Source organism: Niveispirillum sp. SYP-B3756 (genome assembly GCF_009495745.1).
Taxonomy (GTDB): domain Bacteria; phylum Pseudomonadota; class Alphaproteobacteria; order Azospirillales; family Azospirillaceae; genus Niveispirillum.
Map to the genome: position 1 here is coordinate 376,487 of NZ_WIDQ01000003.1, position 22,128 is coordinate 398,614.

22 protein-coding genes are annotated in these 22,128 nt (G+C 62.5%); 12 read left to right on the forward strand and 10 right to left on the reverse strand.

The features are described from left to right. Positions 1-22: 22 nt before the first annotated feature. Both GE253_RS08775 and fabI read right to left on the reverse strand, forming a co-directional pair. The gene (locus tag GE253_RS08775) at positions 23-775 is read right to left on the reverse strand and encodes a YebC/PmpR family DNA-binding transcriptional regulator (RefSeq protein ID WP_153203749.1); all 753 of its coding nucleotides are present in this window, start codon (positions 773-775) and stop codon (positions 23-25) included. Between the two features lie 166 nt (positions 776-941). Next, positions 942-1,712, reverse strand: coding sequence for an enoyl-ACP reductase FabI (gene fabI / locus GE253_RS08780; protein WP_153203750.1), 771 nt, complete (start codon positions 1,710-1,712; stop codon positions 942-944). 206 nt (positions 1,713-1,918) lie between these two features. Here fabI and GE253_RS08785 point away from each other — a divergent pair, with 206 nt between their 5' ends. Together GE253_RS08785 and GE253_RS08790 are read left to right on the forward strand one after the other, a co-directional pair. After that, positions 1,919-3,037: a polymer-forming cytoskeletal protein gene (locus GE253_RS08785; protein WP_153203751.1), complete on the forward strand. Its 1,119-nt coding sequence runs from the start codon at positions 1,919-1,921 to the stop codon at positions 3,035-3,037. A gap of 1 nt (position 3,038) precedes the next feature. Beyond that, positions 3,039-3,212 carry a DUF2256 domain-containing protein gene (locus tag GE253_RS08790; protein WP_153203752.1) on the forward strand — a complete coding sequence of 58 codons (174 nt, stop codon included), beginning with the start codon at positions 3,039-3,041 and terminating at the stop codon, positions 3,210-3,212. Positions 3,213-3,219: 7 nt separating this feature from the next. Here the strand turns inward: GE253_RS08790 and GE253_RS08795 are convergent, their stop codons facing one another. Together GE253_RS08795 and GE253_RS08800 are read right to left on the reverse strand one after the other, a co-directional pair. Next, positions 3,220-3,711 (reverse strand): YajQ family cyclic di-GMP-binding protein, encoded by a 492-nt coding sequence (locus GE253_RS08795; protein WP_153203753.1) that lies wholly within the window; start codon positions 3,709-3,711, stop codon positions 3,220-3,222. Between the two features lie 89 nt (positions 3,712-3,800). Next, complete coding sequence (locus GE253_RS08800; RefSeq protein ID WP_153203754.1) at positions 3,801-3,959, reverse strand: hypothetical protein; 159 nt, start codon at positions 3,957-3,959, stop codon at positions 3,801-3,803. A 371-nt stretch (positions 3,960-4,330) separates the two neighbouring features. On the opposite strand from GE253_RS08800, the gene GE253_RS08805 reads away from it, so the two are divergent. Further along, positions 4,331-5,683 (forward strand): TldD/PmbA family protein, encoded by a 1,353-nt coding sequence (locus GE253_RS08805; protein WP_153203755.1) that lies wholly within the window; start codon positions 4,331-4,333, stop codon positions 5,681-5,683. Here the strand turns inward: GE253_RS08805 and GE253_RS08810 are convergent. Further along, positions 5,680-6,081: a DUF1465 family protein gene (locus GE253_RS08810; RefSeq protein ID WP_348770800.1), complete on the reverse strand. Its 402-nt coding sequence runs from the start codon at positions 6,079-6,081 to the stop codon at positions 5,680-5,682. The two genes, GE253_RS08805 and GE253_RS08810, sit on opposite strands and share 4 nt — an antisense overlap. 291 nt (positions 6,082-6,372) lie before the next feature. Here GE253_RS08810 and GE253_RS08815 point away from each other — a divergent pair, with 291 nt between their 5' ends. Further along, positions 6,373-6,831: an Hsp20 family protein gene (locus GE253_RS08815; RefSeq protein ID WP_089286724.1), complete on the forward strand. Its 459-nt coding sequence runs from the start codon at positions 6,373-6,375 to the stop codon at positions 6,829-6,831. A 305-nt stretch (positions 6,832-7,136) separates the two neighbouring features. On the opposite strand, the gene GE253_RS08820 is transcribed toward GE253_RS08815, so the two are convergent. Next, positions 7,137-9,032 (reverse strand): propionyl-CoA synthetase, encoded by a 1,896-nt coding sequence (locus GE253_RS08820; protein ID WP_153203756.1) that lies wholly within the window; start codon positions 9,030-9,032, stop codon positions 7,137-7,139. A gap of 173 nt (positions 9,033-9,205) precedes the next feature. Here GE253_RS08820 and GE253_RS08825 point away from each other — a divergent pair, with 173 nt between their 5' ends. Continuing rightward, positions 9,206-9,553 carry a hypothetical protein gene (locus GE253_RS08825; protein WP_153203757.1) on the forward strand — a complete coding sequence of 116 codons (348 nt, stop codon included), beginning with the start codon at positions 9,206-9,208 and terminating at the stop codon, positions 9,551-9,553. Positions 9,554-9,576: 23 nt separating this feature from the next. Here the strand turns inward: GE253_RS08825 and GE253_RS08830 are convergent, their stop codons facing one another. Then, positions 9,577-10,326 (reverse strand): hypothetical protein, encoded by a 750-nt coding sequence (locus GE253_RS08830; protein ID WP_211101398.1) that lies wholly within the window; start codon positions 10,324-10,326, stop codon positions 9,577-9,579. 257 nt (positions 10,327-10,583) lie between these two features. Between GE253_RS08830 and GE253_RS08835 the strand changes: the two genes are divergently transcribed. Next, positions 10,584-11,210 carry a DsbA family oxidoreductase gene (locus GE253_RS08835; protein WP_153203759.1) on the forward strand — a complete coding sequence of 209 codons (627 nt, stop codon included), beginning with the start codon at positions 10,584-10,586 and terminating at the stop codon, positions 11,208-11,210. Positions 11,211-11,281: 71 nt separating this feature from the next. Here GE253_RS08835 and GE253_RS08840 read toward each other — a convergent pair whose 3' ends face one another. Then, on the reverse strand, positions 11,282-12,691 hold the full coding sequence (locus tag GE253_RS08840) for a 3-deoxy-7-phosphoheptulonate synthase class II (protein WP_173012563.1): 1,410 nt from the start codon (positions 12,689-12,691) through the stop codon (positions 11,282-11,284). Positions 12,692-12,938: 247 nt separating this feature from the next. Between GE253_RS08840 and GE253_RS08845 the strand changes: the two genes are divergently transcribed. After that, the gene (locus GE253_RS08845; protein ID WP_211101399.1) at positions 12,939-14,294 is read left to right on the forward strand and encodes an MFS transporter; all 1,356 of its coding nucleotides are present in this window, start codon (positions 12,939-12,941) and stop codon (positions 14,292-14,294) included. A gap of 18 nt (positions 14,295-14,312) precedes the next feature. Here the strand turns inward: GE253_RS08845 and GE253_RS08850 are convergent, their stop codons facing one another. After that, the gene (locus GE253_RS08850) at positions 14,313-15,023 is read right to left on the reverse strand and encodes a tyrosine-protein phosphatase (protein ID WP_173012564.1); all 711 of its coding nucleotides are present in this window, start codon (positions 15,021-15,023) and stop codon (positions 14,313-14,315) included. A 277-nt stretch (positions 15,024-15,300) separates the two neighbouring features. Between GE253_RS08850 and GE253_RS08855 the strand changes: the two genes are divergently transcribed. The 3 genes from GE253_RS08855 (at position 15,301) to GE253_RS08865 (ending at position 18,635) form a co-directional block, all read left to right on the forward strand. Further along, positions 15,301-16,620, forward strand: coding sequence for a hypothetical protein (locus GE253_RS08855; RefSeq protein WP_153203761.1), 1,320 nt, complete (start codon positions 15,301-15,303; stop codon positions 16,618-16,620). A 248-nt stretch (positions 16,621-16,868) separates the two neighbouring features. Next, entirely contained in the window at positions 16,869-17,873 is a 1,005-nt protein-coding gene (locus GE253_RS08860; RefSeq protein ID WP_153203762.1) for a retropepsin-like aspartic protease, read from the forward strand. A 126-nt stretch (positions 17,874-17,999) separates the two neighbouring features. Next, positions 18,000-18,635 (forward strand): P44/Msp2 family outer membrane protein, encoded by a 636-nt coding sequence (locus GE253_RS08865; protein ID WP_173012565.1) that lies wholly within the window; start codon positions 18,000-18,002, stop codon positions 18,633-18,635. 181 nt (positions 18,636-18,816) lie between these two features. On the opposite strand, the gene GE253_RS08870 is transcribed toward GE253_RS08865, so the two are convergent. Beyond that, positions 18,817-20,121 (reverse strand): DNA polymerase IV, encoded by a 1,305-nt coding sequence (locus GE253_RS08870; RefSeq protein WP_153203764.1) that lies wholly within the window; start codon positions 20,119-20,121, stop codon positions 18,817-18,819. Between the two features lie 155 nt (positions 20,122-20,276). On the opposite strand from GE253_RS08870, the gene GE253_RS08875 reads away from it, so the two are divergent. Next, positions 20,277-20,675 carry a response regulator gene (locus tag GE253_RS08875; RefSeq protein WP_153203953.1) on the forward strand — a complete coding sequence of 133 codons (399 nt, stop codon included), beginning with the start codon at positions 20,277-20,279 and terminating at the stop codon, positions 20,673-20,675. Between the two features lie 34 nt (positions 20,676-20,709). Next, the gene (locus GE253_RS08880; RefSeq protein WP_153203765.1) at positions 20,710-22,122 is read left to right on the forward strand and encodes a PleD family two-component system response regulator; all 1,413 of its coding nucleotides are present in this window, start codon (positions 20,710-20,712) and stop codon (positions 22,120-22,122) included. The last annotated feature ends 6 nt before the right edge of the window (positions 22,123-22,128 follow it).

The following is a 22,128-nucleotide window of genomic DNA, read 5'->3' on the forward strand; positions in this document are numbered from 1 at the left end:
CCCCGGCCTGCAACAATATCAATCAGCTCAACTTTTCCAGAATCTCGGCCGGAATGTCGAAATTGCCCAGCACGGTCTGGACATCGTCATTGTCTTCCAGCACGTCCAGCAGCTTCAGCAGCGTCTGGGCCGTATCTTCCGCCGGGACCGGCACCAGATTCATCGGCGTCCAGGTCAGCTTGGCGCTTTCCGGGGCACCAAACTTGGCTTCCAGCGCGTCACGCACCTCGCCCAGCGAATCCGTGCCGGTGGTGATGGCGTGACCGCCCTCATCCGACTGCACATCCTCCGCCCCCGCCTCAATGGCGGCTTCCAGCATGGTGTCGGCATCGGCCGCACTGGCCGGATAGGTGATCTGGCCGACGCGGTTGAACATGAACGAAACCGAATTGGTTTCGCCCAGGGTACCGCCATGCTTGGTGAAGGCGGAGCGCACTTCCGACGCGGTGCGGTTGCGGTTGTCGGTCAGCGCTTCCACGATCAGCGCCACGCCACCGGGGCCATAGCCCTCGTACCGCACTTCATCATAATTCGTGTCGTCGCCGCCGCCGGGCTGGCCCTGCTTGATGGCCCGGTCAATGCGGTCCTTCGGCAGGTTCTGCGCGCGGGCGGCCTGGATGGCGGCACGCAGGCGCGGATTCATGGCCGGGTCGGGCAGGCCCGACTTGGCAGCCACGGTAATTTCGCGCGCCAGCTTGTTGAAGATCTTCGACCGCTTGGCGTCCTGCGCGCCCTTACGGTGCATGATGTTCTTGAATTGGCTATGACCGGCCATGGGACCCCAGACGCCTGTAAGTGATATCGTTCAGATATATGGGCTGATTCTGGGGCTATGTACCATATCTTGGCCGGCTTTGGCACCTGTTGCGCGCAACGGCCCCGCCATGCGGCTGGCGGGACCGTGCGGCGAACAAATGATGCCGATCAACAGCCGTTCAGCGTCAGCCGAGGATGTTGTACCCGCCATCGATATAGGGAACCGATCCGGTGATGGCGCGGGCATCGTCGCTGGCCAGGAAGGCGGCATAGGCACCAACATCGGCCACGCCGACCTGCTGGCGCAGCGGGGCCTTTTCCGCCGCACGGGCCAACAGTTCGTCAAACCGGTCGATGCCGCTGGCGGCGCGGGTCTTCAGCGGGCCGGGCGACAGGCAATGCACCCGGATATCCTTGGGCCCCAGTTCGGCCGCCAGATAGCGGGTCACCGACTCCAGAGCCGCCTTTACCGGTCCCATCAGATTATAATGATCCACCACCTTTTCCGAACCATAGAAGCTGACGGTCTGCAGGCAGCCGCCATCCTTCATCAGCGGTTCGGCCAGCTTCGCCATGCGGATGAAGGAATGCACCGACACATCCATGGCGGTCAGGAAGCCATCACGCGAACAGTCGGTGACGCGCGCGTGCAAATCTTCACGCGGGGCGAAGGCGATGGAATGCAGCAGGAAATCCAGCTTGCCCCATTCGGCCTCAATCCGCTCGAACACAGCCTCCAGCTGGCCCGGCTCCCGCACATCGCAAGGCAGGATCAGGGAGGAGCCCAGCGCCTCCGCCAGGGGGCGGACATGCGGTTCCGCCTTGGCGTTCAGATAGGTGATGGCCAGATCGGCGCCCATGGCGCGGAATGCATGGGCACAGCCATGGGCGATGCTGCCCTCATTGGCGATACCCACCACCAGACCGCGTTTACCAGCCAAAGAAAACAGAGCCATATCATTCCCTCACTTCATCATTCGGGCACTATCATGGTGCAATGCAGCATAATAGGTGTGGACAGCGACAGCCAGATGACAAAAGCAGATGTTGCGGATTTGTATCGCACTGGCCCCAAAAAGCGTCCGCATACTGGGACTTGGCGGTAAAGCATTATAGGAAGATCATGGTTTCACCCGCCGTCACTCCAGGGAAGGTTCCGCCCTTGTCCATCCTGCACCGCCTCATCGCCTTCCTGGCCCTCGTCTGCCTGTGCCTGACCGGCCAGGTCGGCCAGGCCGCCGAATTCCGCAATGGGGAGGATGTGCGTGTCACCAGCCCGGTGAGCGACAATCTGTTTGCCGCTGGCAGCAAGCTCATCATCGCCGCACCGGTGGATGGGGACGTGATCGCTGCCGGCTTCAATCTGGACCTGAAATCCCCGGTCAGTGGTGATGCGATCCTGGCCGGCTTTGATCTGCGGGTGGCAGCCCCGGTAGCGGGCGACCTGCTGGCGATCGCCGCCGATCTTGATATTAAAGGCAGCATCAGCGGCGATGCCCGGGTGACAGGGGCAGAGGTGCGGCTGAGCCACGGGGCAACCATCAGCGGTGATTTCAGCGCCAGTGGCGGGGAAATCACCCTGGAAGGCGACGTGGCCGGTGATGCGCAACTGGCGGCGGAAAAGGTGGTGATTGCCGGCAGCATCGCCGGCAATCTGGACGTGGCAGCGGTGGAACTGGAACTGCTGCCCGGCGCACGAATCACGGGCAGCATCCGCCATACCGGCCCCCGCTCCGTTCCCGTACCCGATGGGGTGGATGTTGGTGGCACGGTGGAATTTCGCGCCAAGGAAACCCTGGACACTGATAGCCCCGGCCTGATGACCCTGCTGGGTACCATGGCGGCCCTGTTCATCCTGGGGCTGGCGGTGCTGTGGTTGTTCCCGGCGCTGGTGGCGGGCAGCAGTGGCGCTATCCGCCGCAACCCGCTGGGCCGGGTACTGGTGGGCCTGGGCCTGCTGCTGGCGGTACCACCCCTTTCCATTTTGCTGATGTTCAGCGTGATCGGCTTGCCGTTGGGGCTGTTGCTGGGGGGGCTCTATCTGCTGGCCTTCCCGCTGGGGCTGGCCGTGGCGGCCCTGGGTCTGGCGGAGAGCCGGCAGGGGCGCAATGGCCGCGACGGCCCGCCCGCCCGCGTGCTGGGCCGTTTCGCCCTGGTCACCCTGGCCCTGGCGCTGGTGTCGCTGATCCCCTATGTCGGTGCCATTGGCCTGCTGCTGGCGGTGGCCCTGGGTTTGGGGGCCATGGCGGGGGCTGTGCTGAACGCAAGACGGGCGGGCTGAGATGCCACGCGGTGTCGCCAAAGCCGATCTGCCGCAAAAGATTTGCGCCCATTGCGATCGCCCTTTCACTTGGCGGCGCAAATGGGCGCGGGACTGGGAGCTGGTGAAATACTGCTCCGATGCCTGCCGCCGGGGCAAGACGCCCAAGCGGCAAGACACACCGGCGGCGGGGTAAAAACCAATCAGTCGCGGAAATTCAAATATTGCAGCGGCTGTTCGATATTCAGCCCCTTCACCAGCGCGATGGCGGCCTGCAGATCATCAATCTTCTTGCCAGAGATGCGCAGCTCATCGCCCTGGATGGCGGCCTGCACCTTCATCTTGCTGTCCTTCAGGGCCTTGACGATCTGCTTGGCCAAAGCCTGCTCGATCCCCTGCTTCACCTTCACCACCTGGCGCTTGGTGCCACCGGCGGCATTTTCTTCCTTGGACCAGTCCAGGCAACCTGGATCAAGCTTACGCCGCACGAAATAGCCCTTCAGCATTTCCTGCAGCTGCTCCAGCTTGGTGTCATCCTCGGTCTGGATGACAATCTCGTTTTCCTTCTCCTTCAGTTCCATAGTGGATTTGGAACCTTTGAAGTCGAAGCGGGTCTGCAGCTCACGCAACACACCCTGAACGGCATTATTGACCTCGGCGATCTCGGTCTTGGAAACGATGTCGAAAGACGGCATGGCTCTGAACGTCCATCCTTTAAGGCAACGAACAAACGGGATGGTGGCAGCTTACCACTCCCCCACCCGTATCGTCACGGAAAAGGCCGTCAGCCCGCGATGACCGCGGACGCACCCACCGTGCTGGCAGTATCTTTCTGCGCGGCCCTGTCGGTTGCCGACAGGGCGACCACCAGCACCAGACCGGCCAGCAGCAGGGCCTGCAGGGCCAATGTGGTCCGGTGATTTAATCGTTTCATCCCCCGCATGATCGGCCTCCCTGGCAGTACGCAAGCCCTTCTGGTGTGGTACCAACGGTCATGAATCATGACCGTTGGTACGGCGGCGACTGCCGCCGCGCGGCCTGTGCCGCGTAGCCAAGCCAGCGGATGCTGGCGCCGGCGATTGAGGGGCACGAAAGCGTGACCTTCGGTCATGATTTCGTGCCCCTGGTCTGATACGCACGATATCCCTTTCCCCCTCTCTAAAAGATGACGGAGATCATTCCGAACTTGTCGGATTGGTAACAGTCTCCCCCTGTGACATGATCGCCACAGATTGGGGGCTTCTACCCCTGGGGCGGCGGTGCTAGATGAAAGGGACAGCCCCGGACGAGGGCGCCCAAGATGGACCCGTGCCGATGACCAAGCCGCGCTTTGACGCCGATTCCGCCAACCTGCTGGAAGATTTGATCCGCCGTGCCCGTGCCGCCGGGGCCGATGCGGCCGATGCGTTGCTGGTGGATGGCGCCTCGCTCTCGCTTTCCACCCGCCTGGGTAAGCCGGAGGGAATCGAGCGGTCGGAGGGGGGCGATCTGGGCCTGCGGGTCTTTGTCGGCCAAAGCATGGCCATGGTCTCTTCCACCGACCGTTCGCCGGCGATGCTGGCGGAACTGGCGGAACGCGCCGTGGCCATGGCGCGCGCCGTGCCGCCCGATCCCTATTGCGGTATCGCCGCCCCGGACGCCATCACCCATGACTGGCAGGATCTTGATCTGTGCGACCCGGTGGAACCCACCGCCGAAGAACTGATTGAGGCGGCACAGCGGACGGAGGATGCCGCCCGCGCCGTGGCCGGCGTCACCAATTCCGACGGGGCCGATGCCAGCTGGAGCCGCAGCCATGTGGTGCTGGCGGCCAGCAATGGCTTTGTCGGCGGCTACAGCGTCTCCCGCCGCTCGCTCTCCGTCTCTGTGCTGGCCGGCCAGGATACGGGTATGGAGCGGGATTATGATTACCATTCAACCGTTTACGGCAGCGATCTGGAAGACCCCGCGCTGATCGGTCGCCGGGCTGGGGAAAAGGTGGTGGCCAAGCTGAACCCCCGCAAGGTGAAAAGCCAATCGGTGCCGGTGATCATCGATCCGCGCCTGTCCGGCGGCATGATCGGCTCGCTCTGCGGGGCGATTTCCGGCGGGGCCATCGCGCGCGGCACCAGCTTCCTGAAGGATAAGCTGGGACAGGCGGTGTTCGCCCCCGGAATCACCATTGTGGAAGACCCCCATCTGCGGCGCGGCCTGCGCTCCAAACCGTTCGATGCGGAGGGGATTGCCAACCAGCGGCGGGAGCTGATTGCCGATGGCGTGCTGACCACCTGGCTGCTGGACCTGCGCTCAGCCCGTCAGTTGGGGCTGAGCACCACCGGTCATGCGTCGCGCGGGACCGGTGGCCCGCCCTCCCCCAGCCCCACCAATGTCTATATGCAGCCGGGCAGCCTGACGCCAAAGGAGCTGATGGCAGACATCCGCCAGGGCCTCTACATCACCTCCCTGATGGGGCAGGGCGTCAACGGGGTGACGGGCGATTATTCGCGCGGGGCCGCCGGCTTCTGGATCGAAAATGGAGAGATCGCCTATCCGGTCAGCGAGATCACCGTGGCCGGCAATCTGAAGGACATGTTCCGCAACCTGACCCCGGCCAGCGATCTGGAGCGCCGCCATGGCATCGACGCGCCGACCCTGCGGATTGAGGGGATGACGGTGGCGGGAATTTAAGCCACCGCCTGACGGACCATGTCTTCCAGGCGGCTGACCCGCATATAGAGGCTGTGGCTGCGTTCCAACAGGGAACGCAGCCCCGTCGGCAAATCTGCATTATCCGGCCCGGAAGGGTCGGAACAGATATCCCCGCCGGAAAGGGCGAATTCCTCCCCCACGGCGCGGGCCTGCGTCATCTCCCCGGCATAGACGGCCTTCTGCGCCAGCATCCAGGCCATGACCTGGGTCAACCGGCTGGTGACGCGCATTGATTCGTAGGAGACCTGCAGGCGCTGGCTCGGTGCCAGACTGCGCTGATCAACCCCTTCCTGGAAGGCGACATAATTGCGCGCCTCCACCAGCAGGGACATGGTTTCGTCATAGGCCTTGTCGATGAAGGGGCTCGGTCCGCTCACCCTGGTCTCCCCTCTGACGGCGCTCACCGTGCCGTTTCGCTGTCAGACAGTCTAAGGTCTAACAGCACCGGCTGGCAACCAATCCCAAAGCGTATGGTGCAGGCCGCTTGCGATTTCCACCAGCCCGGTTGGGGTTTTTTTTTCACCCTGCCCCCCTCTTGAAGCGGGGGCGGGGCCTGCTTAACTCAATAGCATGGACGGGCAGCCCAAGCGGGGGTCCGGGACCATAAAGCCTGGGAACCGGCCGAGATCGGGGGTTCCCGTCACCTGTATCGCTCATGGAGGATACCTATGCGTAGCTATGACCTGTCGCCCCTGTTCCGTTCCACCGTCGGCTTTGACCGCGTGACGCGCCTTCTGGAGGCTGCGATGAACGGGGAGGATAATGGCAGCGCTTATCCGCCCTATAATATTGAAAAGCTGGGTGACGATAATTATCGCATCAGCATGGCGGTGGCCGGCTTCGCCATCGACGATATCGACATCACCGCCCATCCCAACCTGCTGATCGTGCAGGGCAAGGCCAAGGAACAGGAGGGGGGTACCTTCCTGCATCGCGGTATTGCCGGCCGCGCCTTCGAGCGGCGTTTCCAGCTGGCGGACCATATCCGGGTGACGGAGGCCAATCTGGAAAATGGCCTGCTGCATATCAGCTTGGTTCGGGAAGTGCCGGAAACCCTGAAGCCCCGCACTATTCCCATCATTGCCAATGTCGCGCAGAAGGCGGTTCCCGCCCCTGTCGCCGCGTAATTCCAACGGTCAAAAATTTTGACCGTCGGTACGGCAGCGACTACCACCGCGCCCCTGGTATAATTGGTATTATGGCCAAGGCCTGAAATTGATGAGGGCCGCTGCGATGCAGCGGCCCTCTTTTTTATACCCGTTTCCCTGAAGCCCCGCCCGTTCAACCCGGAACGAACGATGCGCAAGGTATGCAGTTCAGGCAAATCGGTCAATCATTCTGACGCATCTTTTACCGCCCACTGTCAAATAACCGTCATGCTTGTTGCCATTTTATCTCACTTTCAGGGGGCAAATGGGCAATAATCGTACAATTAGCGGGCATAGCCCACGTCGCGCAGGGCTTGCGCCACCTCTTCCAGGATAGCTGGATCGTCGATGGTGGCCGGCATCTTCCAAGACTCGCTGTCTGCAATCTTCTGCATCGTGCCGCGCAGAATCTTGCCTGACCGGGTTTTGGGCAGGCGATCGACAATGACCGCTTGTTTGAACGCGGCGACCGGCCCGATCTCATCTCGCACTTTTTTGACCAGTTCCGCCAGGATATCGGCATAAGGGCGATCCACCCCCTTCTTCAGCACCACCAGCCCCAGCGGCAACTGCCCCTTCAATTCATCGGCCACCCCGATCACCGCACATTCAGCCACATCCTGGTGCCCGGACAGCACCTCTTCCATGGCGCCGGTGGACAGGCGATGGCCCGCGACATTGATGATGTCGTCAGTGCGGGCCATGACATAGATATAGCCATCCGCGTCGATGAAACCGGCATCAGAAGTCTGATAATAGCCGGCAAAATCCGCCAGATAGCTTTTGCGGAATCGGTCATCCGCATTCCACAGCGTCGGCAGGGTGCCCGGCGGCAGAGGTAGCTTGGCGACGATGGCCCCGATATCGCCCCGCCGCACCTCCTGCCCGTCCGGTGCCAGGATGCGGATATCCCAGCCTGGCAGCGGCTTGGTGGTGGAACCATATTTCACCGGGAACAAGCCCAGCCCCACCGGATTGCCGGCGATCGGCCAGCCGGTTTCCGTCTGCCACCAATGGTCAATCACCGGCACCTTCAGGTTTGCTTCCGCCCATTGCAGCGTATCGGGATCGGAGCGTTCGCCGGCCAGGAACAAGGTGCGCAGGCTGGAAATATCATAATCCTTGATCAGCAACGCCTGCGGGTCTTCCCGCTTGATGGCGCGAAACGCGGTGGGCGCGGTGAAGAAGGCGACAACCTTATGATCGGCAATCACCCGCCAGAAGGCGCCGGCATCCGGCGTGCCCACCGGCTTGCCTTCATAGAAGATGCTGGTACAGCCCTGCAGCAGCGGGCCATAAACGATATAGGAATGGCCGACCACCCAGCCGACGTCGCTGGCGGCCCAGAACACTTCCCCCGGCTTGACTCCGTAAAAATGCTCCATGGTCCATTGCAGGGCCACGGCATAGCCGCCGGTATCGCGCACCACCCCCTTGGGCTGGCCCGTGGTGCCGGAGGTGTAGAGCACGTAGAGCGTATCGGTCGCTTCCATGGGCACGCAATCGGCGGGCGTGGCCGCCGCCAGTGCGGCATTCCAGTCCAGGTCGCGGCCGGGCAGCAGCTGGGCCTGCACCTGCGGCCGCTGCACGATGAAGCAATGATCCGGCTTGTGGCTGGCCTCTGCAATGGCGGCATCCAGCATCGGCTTATAGGGCAGCACCTTGCTGCCTTCGATGCCGCAACTGGCGGTAACGATCACCTTCGGCTTGGCATCATTGATGCGCGTGGCCAGCTCGTGCGGGGCAAAGCCGCCAAAGACCACCGAATGGATGGCACCGATACGGGCACAGGCCAGCATGGCCACGGCCGCTTCCGGGATCATCGGCATATAGATGATAACGCGGTCACCCTTCACCACACCGGCGCCCACCAGGGCCCCGGCAAAGCCTGCCACCAGATCGCGCAGCTCGGCATAGGTGATGGTGCGCTTGGTATCGGTGACGGGGCTGTCATGGATGAAGGCCGCCTGTGCACCGCGACCGGCGGCGACATGCCTGTCCACGGCGTTCCAGCACATATTCAGCATCCCGCCCGTGTACCAGCGGTAAAGCGGCGCGGCGCTGTCATCCAGAATGGTGGCGGGCGGGGTCAGCCAGTCAATGGCCTTGGCGGCATCGGCCCAGAAACCCACCGGGTCTGCCAGTGACCGGGCATACATCTCCTGATATTGGGCCGACATGATTTTCCTCCCCTATTTGTTATCGTCGCTTTTCCGGCGAAGGCGCTTTTCGCCTCGCTAAAAAGCACGCGGCTGGGCATAGTCAACGCCCTCGCCACCGCAGCAGCCATGATCTGAATCAGCCTGATAGAACCTGCGGTTTCATCCCCTACCTTGGTCTTCCATTCAGCCCAATGATCGTCGACAGCCGCCAGATCCTGTTTTCCGCTGAGGCGTTGAAAGACGCCGTGAAGACCTACCGGGAATTGTTTCCGCAGAAACAGCCGCCAGGCCTGCTGGGTACGGTGATGATTCGGGGCATCAACCCGATCTCCCTGGGCGTCAAGGTCCAGGCCATGGGATCGCGCGTCTATCGGGAGGTGGAGATGGCGGAGAGCGAGGTGGCGGCCATGCTGATCCTCTATTGCCGTAAACTGCGCATCCCGCTGCCCCGCACGGCGGACAAGGCCATCAAGGTGCAGGGCGACAATATCGCCCTGATCGTCTCTAAAACGCTGACATTGCCGCTGGCATCCACCTGACCACTGGCAAAAATCCACAACGGTCAGGAAAACTGCATGTCCGGCACGACCCTGGGGCGCGCTGCCTGTTCTGCCAGTAATTGAACGACGTCTTCCTGCCGCAACAGCGGATAGCGGGTGCGTAACAGGATGGTCAATTCATCCACCGGCCATTCCATCAGGGCGGCCGTATCGAAATGCAGGGCCAGATAATCGGCCGCCCGCAGGGAACCCTCGCGGGCAAAAAACTGGATCTGGCGCAGGGCTTCCGTGGAAGGCAGCCCTTCCACCGCCTGTGCCAGGGCAGGTTCACAGAGGGTACTGACCTGTAACAGGGCATCGCGCGCTGGATCGGCCTGCCAAGCCCGCACTGCCGTTAACACGGCCTGGGCGGATGAATTGTCCCGATCCGTGGATTCGCGCAGCAATTGTTCCAGCAATCCAGCCGAACGATCCATCGCCTCATCCAGATCGAAGATCGTCGGCATATCGCGCCAGCTTTTCAGTTCCTGCTGGATGATGGATTCTGCCGGCCGACCTTTATCGCTGCTGAACCAGTGCTGGTCGAACCATTGCAGCGCACGTTCCAGTCTTGGTTCATCCGATGGGGCGCGGATCACCTGATCGATCAACACATGGTCATCCAGCAATTCATCCGCCGTCGGCACCGACTCCGGCAGCAGGCCGGTCAATACGGGGTCCAGCTCGTGGGTCAGGTTGACGGCCAGCAGCACGGTGACGTGGGAGACGAAAGCCGCCGCCATATGTCGTATTTCCGCGCGTTCCTCCACCATGACCTTTACCTTCCACTCTTCCTCAGCCCGGTCCATCCATCTTATGGACATGTTGCTGTAACATCATGGAGCCTTGCGCCCGGTGCGGCAATGGGAGTCGCGGCAACGTCACCTTTCGCATAGGCTGGCAGCCAGAGCCACCTGTGTTTAGTCGAGCGCAGATGGCTCTGGCTGAGTCTGCCTGCGAGCGGATTCACGCCAAAAGGTGATTTAACCTTTTGGCGATCCGCTCTATCCACCCGCCTGGAACCAAGATCATGTTTATCGAGATCTATGCCGACCTTGTCTGCCCCTGGTGCTACATCGGCAAACGCCGGATGGAACAGGCCTTGGAGCAGCGTCCCGGCCTGTCGGTCGATATCCGCTGGATGCCCTTTCAGTTGAATCCAGAGCTGCCGGCCGGGGGCATGGACCGGGCGACATATCTGGTGGCCAAGTTCGGCAGCGCTGAACGGGCGCGGCAACTTTCCGCCATGGTGGAACAGGCCGCCATCAAGGAGGGGTTGCCCATGCGCCTGGACCTGGCGCGCCGCATACCCAATACCACCAACGCCCATCGGCTGGTCCGGTTTGCCGAACGGTTCGGCCGGTCGACGGAGATGATAACCACCCTCTATGAAGCCTATTTCGCCCAGGGGCTGGATATCGGTGCTACATCGATTCTGCTGCAACAGGCGATGGCGACCGGTCTGCCGGAAGAAGAAGTAGCGAGCTATCTGAACAGCGAAGCGGATATGGCCGCCATCCGCACCGGGGATCAGCAGGCGCGGCAACTGGGCGTTCAGGCGGTGCCCTGTTTTGTGTTTGAGCGGCGTTATGCCCTGTCCGGCGCGCAGGAGCCGCAGGCCTTCCTGCCCTTTCTGGACATGGCGCGGGGCGTATGAAAAAGGCCCCGATCCAACCGGGTCGGGGCCTTTCACAGATCAAGCGCGCACCAGTTGAGTGAAAGCCAGCCTTATTCCGCCGCCACGCGGGCCTTGGGCTGGCCGTCGCGGGCCGCTTTCAGCCCTTCGGCCACCAGGAAGGCCAGTTCCAGCGACTGGCTGGCATTCAGGCGCGGATCGCAGGCGGTGTGATAGCGCTCCGCCAAGGCATGGTCGGTAATGGCCTGCGCGCCGCCGGTGCATTCCGTCACATCCTGACCGGTCATCTCGAAATGCACACCGCCCGGATAAGCACCTTCGGCCCGGCAGACATTCATGAAGCCCCGCACCTCGGCCAGCACCCGGTCAAACGGGCGGGTCTTGTAGCCGCTGGAGGATTTCACCGTATTGCCATGCATCGGGTCGCTGGACCAGACAACCTGGCGGCCTTCGCGCAGCACGCGGCGCACCAGCGGGGCCAGCTTGTCATCCACCTTGTCAGAGCCCATGCGCACGATCAGCGTCAGGCGCCCGGCCTCATCAGCCGGATTCAGGATGTCGATCAGGCGGATCAGGTCATCCGGGTCCATGGTCGGGCCACATTTCAGACCGATCGGGTTCTTCACCCCGCGCAGGAACTCCACATGCGCGCCATCATACTGGCGGGTACGGTCGCCGATCCACAGCATATGGGCGGACACGTCGTACCAGTCACCCGTGGTGCTGTCGATGCGGGTCAGCGCCTGTTCATAGGGCAGCAGCAGCGCCTCGTGGCTGGTGAACAGCTCCGTCTCGCGGATTTGCGGGGTGGTGGCGCCGGTGATGCCGCAGGCGGCCATGAAGGACAGCGCCTCGTCCAGCCGGTTGGCCAGATCCTGGTAACGCTCGCCCTGCGGGCTCTTCTCCACAAAGCCCAGATTCCACTGATGCACCTTATGCAGGTCGGCATAGCCGCCCTGGGCAAAGGCGCGCAGCAGGTTCAGCGTGGCCGCCGCCTGGTTATAGGCCTGCACCATGCGTTCCGGGTCCGGCACGCGGGCTGCTGAATTGAAATCAAAGCCATTGATGATGTCACCGCGATAGCTGGGCAGCTCCACCCCGTCGATCACTTCCGTATCGGCCGAGCGCGGTTTGGCGAACTGACCAGCCAAGCGGCCCACCTTCACCACCGGGGTGGCGGAACCGAAGGTCAGCACCACGGCCATCTGCAACAGCACACGGAACGTGTCGCGGATATTGTTGGGATGGAATTCGGCGAAGCTTTCCGCGCAATCACCGCCCTGCAGCAGGAACGCCTCCCCGCGCGCCACCTTCCCCAGATGGGCCTTCAGGCTGCGGGCTTCGCCTGCAAAAACCAACGGAGGATAACTGGACAGGCGTGACTCAACGGATTTCAGCTTGGCTTCGTCGGGATAAAACGGAACCTGCCGGATCGGCTTGGCGCGCCAGCTGTCAGGCGTCCAGCGCCCAGCGGTCCCCACCTTCTGCATATCCGTCGGCATGATCCTACCTCATCCTTCCTGTCAATTCAGCACCGCCTGGCCTCTCTCTTCGCCGGCGGGTCCGCATATGGGTACCCATCGCCAGCATTCCACCGGTGGGTTAATCTTTTTAAGCGACAGTGCGATGTATTTTCCAGTCCCAAACACCTGCGATCTGCGCAATGTTCGTGCGCAAATTGGCCGCGCGATCGGCGGGGCCGGCGCCTATACTGCGCCATCACCTTGAAAACAGTGTCGGAACAGGCGAATGGCGATGGCGGAGCGGGCAAAGACCAAACCAGGATGGCGGGATGTGGCGCGGTCGCTGCGCCGGCCAAAGGTGGTGGTGGCGCTGCTGCTGGGCTTTTCCTCCGGCCTGCCCTTCCTGTTGACCGGCAATACGCTGGGCTTCTGGCTGCGGGAGGGGGGCAGTAACCTCGCCGTCATCGGCTTTCTCTCCTGGGTCGGCGTGGTCTATTCGCTGAAAATGTTCTGGGCCCCGCTGGTGGACCGGCTGGATGTGCCGCTGCTGGGGCGGCTGGGCCGGCGGCGGGGCTGGATGGTGCTGTCGCAACTGCTGGTCGGGGCCGGGCTGCTGGGCATGGCGGTCGTTGGGCCTTCGGGCGGCCAGGGCCTTTGGGCGCTGGGGGGATTCGCTCTGCTGGCGGCCATTGCGTCCGCTACCCAGGATATTGTCGTGGATGGCTGGCGCATTGAAAGTGCGGCCGACGGGGATGAACAGGGGCTGCTGGCCGCCACCTTCCAGATGGGATATCGCGCCGCCATGCTGGCAACCGACAGCCTGATCCTGCTGCTGGCAGCGGTGATTGGCTGGCAGCTCTCCTACGGGGTGGCGGGGCTGGCCATGGGGTTGGGGCTGGTGGCCACCCTGATGGCCACGGAACCCCAACGCCACCTGCCGGCCGGCGATGCCGCCGCCGCCCCACTCTGGACCGGCAAAGGCCTGTTCGATGCCATTGCCGGCCCGTTTCTGGCCTTCCTGCGTACGCACCGGGAATTATCGGTGCTGATGCTGCTGGTGGTCTCGCTCTATCGGCTGGGGGATTTCCTGATCGGCCCGATGATCAACCCCTTCTATGTCGATCTTGGCCTTTCCAAAGAGGTGGTGGGGTCGGTGCGCGCCTCCATCGGGCTCTGGGCCTCACTGTTGGGGATCGCGGTGGGCGGGCTCTGCTCGGTCAGGTTGGGGTTCAACCGCACCTTGATCCTGGGGGCCATTCTGGGCCCCTTCTCCAATCTGGCCTTCTCCGCCATGGCGCTGGCCGGGCCGGATATCACCGTCTTCGGGGTCGCCATCCTGGTGGATAATTTTGCCACCGGCTTTGCCGGTGTGGCGCTCACCGCCTATATGGCCAGCTTGACCAGCATCGGTTATACCGCCACGCAATATGCCCTGCTGACCTCTTTCTACGCCCTGCTGGGCAAGGTGCTGAAGGGCTTCTCCGGTCAGGCGATGGAGGGGTTGCAGGCGCAGTTCGGCGGGGCCATGGGCAGCGCCGCCTTCTTCGCCGGCACCGCCATGATCGGCGTGCCGGTGGTCATCCTCTGCGTGATGCTGGACCGGGCCGCGCGCAAGCGTCAGCAACATCAGCCATCCGGCTGATTCAGTGCTGCACCAGGGTCATTCCCGGTGCAGCAGTTCGTCGGTCAGTAGATTGGCCCAGCGGCGGGAAAGGAAGTCCCGCTTCAGCTGATCACGGTCATATTCCTTGTCGACCCACTCATAAAACTCATCCACGGTTCGCCCGCCGGTGCGGGCGAAACTGTCGAAGAAATAATCCAGAATGCCGGTCTTGGCTTGGCGGATATGGCCGAAGCGCCAGCTCAACTGCTGCTGCGCCTCCGCCAGGGGGCGACCTTCGACCACAAACATATATAGCGTGCTCATGAAGCCGACGCGGTCAGCCCCCGCCTTGCAATGCATGACGGCGGGGCTGCGGATGCGGCTCCACATCTCCCGCGCGGCAAACAGATCTTCCTTATAGGGTGCGTCACGCGAGCGCACCCGGAAATCGATCAGATCAATGCCATAGCGGGCACAGGCCCGCACCTCAAAGAAATAGGAGCCGCAGCCCTCGCGCCGGCCACGCAGATTGATGATGGTGCGAATCCCCATCGCCGCCAGATCCGCCACCTGTCCCGGCGTCGGCTGGCTGGACCGGTACATCCGGTCACCCAGCGGATAGAAATTGCGATGGACCATGCGGATGAAGGCATGATCCTTGAACAGCATATTCAGGTAACGCGCCGTCAAGGCCTTGCGGCAATTGGAACTTGCCCATTCAGGCAGCAAACGCGCGGGATGAATCACACGCGGTTCTTCATACTGCATCCCCTGCCCCATTTGCCAAAGCCCGCAGGCTTGGTGGCACCTCTCGGCCCGCTCTATCTATTTCATACGATATAGGCCACCTGAGTGGCGAGCCGAAAATAAACAAAAATGGTTATATTTGTTTGACAGTTTTCCATCACTATTAAGACCAGGCGGCGGTTGACCAGCTGCCGACCTGCGGCAAGACAAAGCAGCCGGCCATTTCATCGCCCCTTGCCTTGGCCGCGGCACTGGCCTAGGGTCCGCTCGCCCATTGTGGAGAGGGGTCTGTTAAACCGTGGTCCGTTCCGTGTCGTCCACCATCGCCCGCCTGCTGCTTGCCGGCGCGGCCATTTCCTTTGCCGGCGTTGCCGCCGCGCAATCCGCCAACAATGAACAGGCTCAGCCGCCGGCCGGCGGGCTGATCCTGCCGGGTACGGTGCAGACGCCGCAGCAGGGCGGCAGCCCGGCTGCCGGTACCATCGGCGGTGGCGGTCCGGCCGCTGGCACGGTTGGCGCACCGCAGGCACAGCCGCAGCGCCCCGCGGCGGCCGCGCCACAGGGTGCAGCACCGAAGCCCGGTGCGCCTGTCCCGGCGCAGGGTGGCCCGGCCACCCCGCCCAAGCCGTCCAAGACCGGCAATCTGAAGGGCGACTGGAAGGTGCAGCCGCAGGTCTTCACCGACGGCTCCTTCAAGATGTGCGCTGTGGGGGCGGAGTTCGACAATAATCTGCACCTGCTGTTCCTGCGCAATCCCACCAAGCATACCCAGATGATTCTGGGTATTCCCGGCGCACAGATGCCGCCGGGCCAGCGCACCGGCGTCAAGCTGTCGGTGGATGGCAAGGTGACGCGCGAACTGGGTGCTATCGTCAGTCAGCCCAACGCTCTGGCCATTGGTCTGGGCGACGATGCCGATCTGATCAAGGCGATCAGCTCCGGCAAAACCCTGTCCATTGAGGTGCCGGGCGATACAGCCAGCTTCCAGCTGAAGGGCACCACCAAGGCGTTCAGCGACCTCAACAGCTGCGTCGACCAGGGCGTTGCCGGCACCTTGAAGCTGCCGCCCCCCAGTGAACCGGTGATCGATCCGGCCCTGGCCAAGACGCTGGTGGATGCCGGCCTGCAATCAGCCCGTGCCATTCCGGTGGACAAGATCCCGCCGCAGCAGCGTCCGGGTGACTATGCCTGGCAGATCGGCGACAAGGTGCTGGGTTCCGTGCGCAGCTTCCCGATGGGAGAAGCGGCCGGCGACTTCGCTAAGGTCTCCGACACCTATGCCGAACAACTGAAAAAGAGCTGCGAAGGCACCTATACGCCCGCCTTCGCCGCGATTGAGACGCTGACGGCTTACAAGCTGCGCACCGGTACGGTGTCGTGTGACAGCAATGGCAACAAGATCCATGTCGCCGTGCTGATGCAGTTCATTGAGCTGCCCAAGCAGCCAGGCCAGGAACAGGCCCTGCGGATTTTGAACGTCTATTCGCATGAAGCTGCCGATGCCGATAAGGCACAGGCAGACAGCGCGATGCAGGCGATTGCCAAGGTGATCCGCGAAAAGGGCAAGGAGCCGCTGAAGGTTCCGGGCCAGCCGCAGGCGCCGGCCGCCAAGCCGTAATCGGTAAGCGATCTTGTTTCATGAAAGGGCCGGGCGGAAACGTCCGGCCCTTTCTGTTTGGCGGGAATTGGCCCTAAACCCGCCTCTGCTGCGGGGCCAGCGCCCTTTGCCATGCGGCTTGACCACAGCATAATCAACCCTACCGGCGTATGATTATGGAAGGTCTGGGCAGCCGCCCCGGCAGAAACAAGGCCGGCAATCCGCGAAATTGACGGCACCGCAAAAGACGGTGCCGCGAGGGAGGCACCATGCGGCACAAAACAGCCGGCAGCGCCGATCAGCAACCGCCCTCTCTTAGGCGGCGATGCCGTCGCTGGGCAGGGATTTTCTGCCTGTTGCTGGCCGGTTTTCCGCCGGCCCTCGCCTCCTCCCCGGCCGTTCCCGGGCTGGAGCCTGAGCCGGTTCACGCCATTCCCACACGGCCTGATCGGGCGGGGCGCCTGCTGGCACCGGTTCTGGTGGATGGTGCCGGGCCTTTCCGGTTTCTGGTGGATACCGGCTGCAATGGCACCATGATCGGAGAAAAGCTGGCGCTGGCCATGGGGTTTAATCCCGATCCGGCCGGGGGCGGCCTGAACGTGATCGTGCATGATGTGCTGGGGCCGGTGCGGATGCCGGCCATGCGGCTGGGCGAGCTCGACATGGGGCGTTTCAGCACCCGCAACGTGATTGCCCCCATCATGTTGATCGCCGACCGTTCCGGTGCCGATGGGGTGATCGGCACCAACAGTCTGGCCGGCCACCGCCTGATGGTGGACTTCAAACATGACCGTATCCGCATAGAACCTTCACGCCGCCAGCCCCCTTCCGGCTTCGAAACAATAAAGGGGCGTATGCACGGTGACAATCTGCTGATCGTTCCGGTTCAGATCGCCGGTATCACCGTACCGGCATTGGTTGATACGGGTGCGGAACGATCATTGTTCAACAAGGCTTTACTGACCCGCATCCTGGCGTCGAACAATACCGAACCCTTGGGCTATCTACATCTGGTCAATCTGGCAGGTCTGGAAATCAAGGGACCGGTGCATCTGCTGCCGCGGGTTCGCCTGGGCAGTCTGACGATCCGCAACCTTGCGGCCATTCTGGTGGAGGCCCATGCCTTTGATCGGCTGGGGCTGTCCGATGAACCGGCCCTGGTGCTGGGCATGGATGTATTGGGCATCGCGGAGAGTATCGCCGTGGATTTCGGCCAGAGCGAACTGCATCTCCGGACAACCGATATGAGGGGGACACGCATTATCCGCCGCTGACCCGGCAGCTTTTTCCGTGCCCAATGCGCCACACAACGCCGTTACCTTACGGAAACAATGCGGCAAATCGGTTTGCCTGCATGACTCTTCACCGCCGCTCCGTTAAATTAGACATATATGGAGTGGATGATGACGTCCAAACGCCTTGCGGCCCTTATCCTGTGCCTGACCTGCCTGGCTGGTCCCGCCCATGCGGCGGACCTGATCGCGGATTCAGCTGGGGCGGACGCGGGGTCGGTCTCCACACTTTCCGGCCAAGGCGTGCCCCTGTCGATGGATAGTTACGGGGCCATCAGCGTATCCGGCGCCAACACGTCCAGTGCTGCCGGTTGGCAGCCCATGGAAAGCCTGCGGGTGGAGCTGGAATATTCTTACCGTGGCCGCAACGCCCTGGCGCTGCCCCCTGGTGGTCCCGATGCCAACACCGCCGGAACCATCAGCCTGATGGCCAATGCCATGGTCGATGTGAAGCTGACGGATTGGATGACCCCCTATGTCGGCATTGGCGTCGGCATGACCCGGCTGGAAGCTGATCGCCTCACCTTTGGTCTGGGCACCGGTGATGCTCGCGGGGAAAGCTTTGGCTATCAGGGATTTGTCGGCGTGAACGTCCCGGTCAGCAGCAGCTTCTCCCTCTTCGCCGATGGGCGCTATACAAGGCCGGGGGATTTTGCCTTTACCGGCGTCGATGCCGCCGCTCCCCATACTTTAGCGGAAAGCTGGACGGCACTGGCCGGTATCCGCTTCACCTTCGGTCGCTGAAGCAGGCTTATACCAATCTCCCTTGATCGTGACCGATCCAGGGAGACTTTGCGTTCCCTCATGCGCCGGGCGCTGCCTCCGGCAGCTTGGCTTACGCGCCCATGAGGGCGCGGGCCGGCAGTCGCCGGCCTCCAACCCGCCTAAAGGTCAACCTTTAGGCGGGTTGGTATTAAGCTCCCATTCAAACCGGCTCGCGGGGTGGTTTGCCGCCCAGCCCCCTGCCCTTGACGATGGCACCACTGCCCAGTTTGGCCCGCACCGCATCCATGGCCTGCTCCACCTGGGCCCGGCGCTGCAGGCCGGGGTCAGCCAGATCTGGTGGATCGGCATCGCGCCCATCCACCAGATCAGAACAGCCGATGCCCAGCAGGCGGAAATGCCGGCCATCGGCCTCCCCCGCCAGCAGCGTGCAGCCGGTACGGAAGATGCGGTCAGCCATCCGGGTCGGGCTGGGCAGGCGCTGGCTACGGCTGATCAGGCGGAAATCCGGCGTTTTCAGCTTCAGCGTCACGGTATTGCCCGCCAGCCCGGCCGCCTTCAACCGGCGGGAGACGGTTTCGGCCAGGGGCCACATGATCTTTTCCAGCGCATCGCCGGCAGCGATATCCTGATCAAAGGTGGTTTCGGCGGAAATGCTCTTGGCCGGGCTGTGGGGCGTGATGCTGCGATCATCCTCCCCACGGGAAAACCGGTAAAGCCGCTGGCCAATGCTGCCATAGCGGGTGACCAGATATTTCAGATCCATTTCCCGCAACTGGCCGATGCTGCGGATACCATCATGGTCCAGCTTCTGGGCCAGGGCCTTGCCCACCCCCCAGATCATGCCCACCGGCTTGGGGGCCAGGAAATCCAAAGCCTCCGCGCGGCCGATGACGGCAAAACCGCGCGGCTTGTCCAGATCGCTGGCCACCTTGGCCAGAAACTTATTGTAACTGAGGCCGATGGAGGCGGTGATGCCAATCTCCTGCTCAATCCGCCGCACCAGCCGGGCCAGGGTTTGGGCCGGGCTGCCACCATGCAGCAGCTCGGTCCCGGAAAGGTCCAGAAAGGCCTCATCGATGGAAATCGGCTCCACCAGCGGGGTGACCGATTCCATCAATTGCCGCACCTGCCGGCCCACCTGGGCGTATCGGCGCATGTCGGGCTTGATCACCGTGGCCGTCGGGCAGAGCGACAGGGCCTTGAACATCGGCATGGCGGAGCGCACGCCATACAGGCGTGCAACATAGCAGCAGGCGGAAACCACGCCCCGGTGCCCACCACCAACGATTACCGGCTGATCGGCCAGTTCCGGCCGGTCGCGCTTTTCCACACTGGCATAAAAGGCATCGCAATCGATATGGGCGGTGGACAGCGCGTGCAGCTCCGCATGGACCAGCATCCGCACCGACCCGCAGGCGGTACAGCGGCGAGCCGGCGTCTGGCGTCGCCCGCAATCACGGCACAGCCCATCTGCGGGGCCGGTAGGGGGATCAGCGTGGGACAAGGGGGGCCGGGCCGATAACCGATGTTTAACCTTTGCCGCTGCTTAATCCTAAGCAACGGTTAACTGTTTCTTTGCCACGACGGGCATCGCACAGTATGTCAGCATAGTGCCATAAACCCCGTCGGAACAGGACATGCAACATGGGTGCAGAAATGATGGCCCCGACGGCAGACAGCCCACAGCAGAAGAGCGCCCGGCCCCTCGTCCTGATCGTCGAGGATAATGAATTGAACATGAAACTGTTCAACGACCTGCTGGAAGCCCATGGCTATGCGACGCTGCAGACCCGCGACGGGATGGAAGCGCTGCGACTTGCCCGTTTGCACAATCCCGACCTGATCTTGATGGATATCCAGTTACCGGAGGTTTCCGGGCTTGAGGTTACCAAATGGCTGAAGGAAGATGACGCGCTGCGGGCCATCCCCGTCATCGCCGTCACCGCCTTTGCCATGAAGGGAGATGAGGAGAAGATTCGTGAAGGGGGCTGCGAAGCCTATATCGCCAAACCGATCTCAGTGGCAAAATTCCTGCAAACGGTTCAAGATTTCGTATGACGCCCGCCTGCCGGGCACGGAAGAATAGGAAACCATGTCGGCCCGGGTTCTTGTTGTTGATGATGTGCTCCCCAATGTGAAACTCCTCGCGGCAAAGCTGACGCGGGAATATTTTGACGTTGTCACCGCCAACAGCGGCCCGGAAGCGCTGGAGCGGATCAAAGCCCATCAACCGGATATTGTGCTGCTGGATGTGATGATGCCCGGCATGGACGGGTTTGAGGTGTGCGAGCGGATTCGCGCCGACCCGGCCACCATGCATATCCCGGTTATCATGGTGACCGCGCTTTCGGATGTCAGCGACCGGGTGCGCGGGCTGGAGGCAGGGGCCGACGATTTCCTGACCAAGCCGGTCAATGATGTGGCGCTTTTTGCCCGCGTCCGCTCCCTGGTCCGTCTGAAAATGATGATGGATGAATGGCGCCTGCGGGAAAGCACCTCTGGCCAGCTGGGGATGTTGGTCTCTACCGATTCGGTGCAAAACCAGACGGCGGAGGCAGCGCGGGTGCTGGTGGTGGAGGATAGTGCCATTGATCTGGACAAGATTGATGAGACGCTGGCCCGCGACCGCGATGATTTGACGGATACGGATAGCTGCACCGCCGGGCTGGAACTAGCCCTGAATGAGGAATTCGACCTGATCATCGTCAGCCTGACGCTGATGCGGGAAGATGGCTTGCGGCTCTGCTCCCAGTTGCGCAGTCAGGAACGCTCTCGCCAGATCCCCATTCTGCTAATGGCCGATGAAACTGACATGGATCGGGTGGCCAAGGGGCTGGAGCTGGGCGCCAATGATTATCTGATCAAACCCATCGACCGGAATGAGCTGCTGGCCCGCGCCCGCACGCAGATAAGGCGCAAGCGCTATCAGGATCGGCTGCGCGCCAATTACGAACAAAGCCTGTCGATGGCGCTGACCGACAGCCTGACCGGTCTGTTCAACCGCCGCTATCTCTCCGCCCACCTGCCCCGGCTGCTGGATCGCAGCGGCGGCAATGCCAAGCCCGTCTCCGCCTTGATGTTCGATATTGACCATTTCAAGGTGGTCAATGACAGCTGGGGCCATGGCGTGGGCGATGAGGTGCTGAAGGAAGTGGCGGGCCGCGCCAGCCGCAACCTGCGCAATTTTGACCTCGTCGCCCGGCTGGGCGGGGAGGAATTCGTCGTCATCATGCCCGATACGGACATGACCCAGGCGACGCTGGTGGCAGAACGGCTGCGCAAGCGCATTGCCGAAACCAGCTTCGACGTCGCAGCCCCGGTGCAAAAGATCGATGTCACCATCAGCATCGGCGTCGCCGTCACCGACGGTCGGCAGGATGCTGATGGTAAAACCGAAAGCGGGGATCAATTGCTGCGTCGCGCCGACATGGCGCTTTATCAGGCCAAGCGGTCCGGCCGTAACCGCGTCGTTGTCGATGACGGCACCATCCCGGCCGTCAGCTGAACAAAA

Bases quoted from the DNA above. Each gene is read 5' to 3' on its own strand.
- GE253_RS08775 (WP_153203749.1), bottom strand. From the start codon at position 775: ATGGCCGGTCATAGCCAATTCAAGAACATCATGCACCGTAAGGGCGCG.
- fabI (WP_153203750.1), bottom strand. From the start codon at position 1,712: ATGGCTCTGTTTTCTTTGGCTGGTAAACGCGGTCTGGTGGTGGGTATC.
- GE253_RS08790 (WP_153203752.1), top strand. From the start codon at position 3,039: ATGCCACGCGGTGTCGCCAAAGCCGATCTGCCGCAAAAGATTTGCGCC.
- GE253_RS08795 (WP_153203753.1), bottom strand. From the start codon at position 3,711: ATGCCGTCTTTCGACATCGTTTCCAAGACCGAGATCGCCGAGGTCAAT.
- GE253_RS08800 (WP_153203754.1), bottom strand. From the start codon at position 3,959: ATGCGGGGGATGAAACGATTAAATCACCGGACCACATTGGCCCTGCAG.
- GE253_RS08805 (WP_153203755.1), top strand. From the start codon at position 4,331: ATGACCAAGCCGCGCTTTGACGCCGATTCCGCCAACCTGCTGGAAGAT.
- GE253_RS08815 (WP_089286724.1), top strand. From the start codon at position 6,373: ATGCGTAGCTATGACCTGTCGCCCCTGTTCCGTTCCACCGTCGGCTTT.
- GE253_RS08820 (WP_153203756.1), bottom strand. From the start codon at position 9,032: ATGTCGGCCCAATATCAGGAGATGTATGCCCGGTCACTGGCAGACCCG.
- GE253_RS08825 (WP_153203757.1), top strand. From the start codon at position 9,206: ATGATCGTCGACAGCCGCCAGATCCTGTTTTCCGCTGAGGCGTTGAAA.
- GE253_RS08830 (WP_211101398.1), bottom strand. From the start codon at position 10,326: ATGGTGGAGGAACGCGCGGAAATACGACATATGGCGGCGGCTTTCGTC.
- GE253_RS08835 (WP_153203759.1), top strand. From the start codon at position 10,584: ATGTTTATCGAGATCTATGCCGACCTTGTCTGCCCCTGGTGCTACATC.
- GE253_RS08840 (WP_173012563.1), bottom strand. From the start codon at position 12,691: ATGCCGACGGATATGCAGAAGGTGGGGACCGCTGGGCGCTGGACGCCT.
- GE253_RS08845 (WP_211101399.1), top strand. From the start codon at position 12,939: ATGGCGATGGCGGAGCGGGCAAAGACCAAACCAGGATGGCGGGATGTG.
- GE253_RS08850 (WP_173012564.1), bottom strand. From the start codon at position 15,023: ATGCAGTATGAAGAACCGCGTGTGATTCATCCCGCGCGTTTGCTGCCT.
- GE253_RS08860 (WP_153203762.1), top strand. From the start codon at position 16,869: ATGCGGCACAAAACAGCCGGCAGCGCCGATCAGCAACCGCCCTCTCTT.
- GE253_RS08865 (WP_173012565.1), top strand. From the start codon at position 18,000: ATGATGACGTCCAAACGCCTTGCGGCCCTTATCCTGTGCCTGACCTGC.
- GE253_RS08875 (WP_153203953.1), top strand. From the start codon at position 20,277: ATGGCCCCGACGGCAGACAGCCCACAGCAGAAGAGCGCCCGGCCCCTC.
- GE253_RS08880 (WP_153203765.1), top strand. From the start codon at position 20,710: ATGTCGGCCCGGGTTCTTGTTGTTGATGATGTGCTCCCCAATGTGAAA.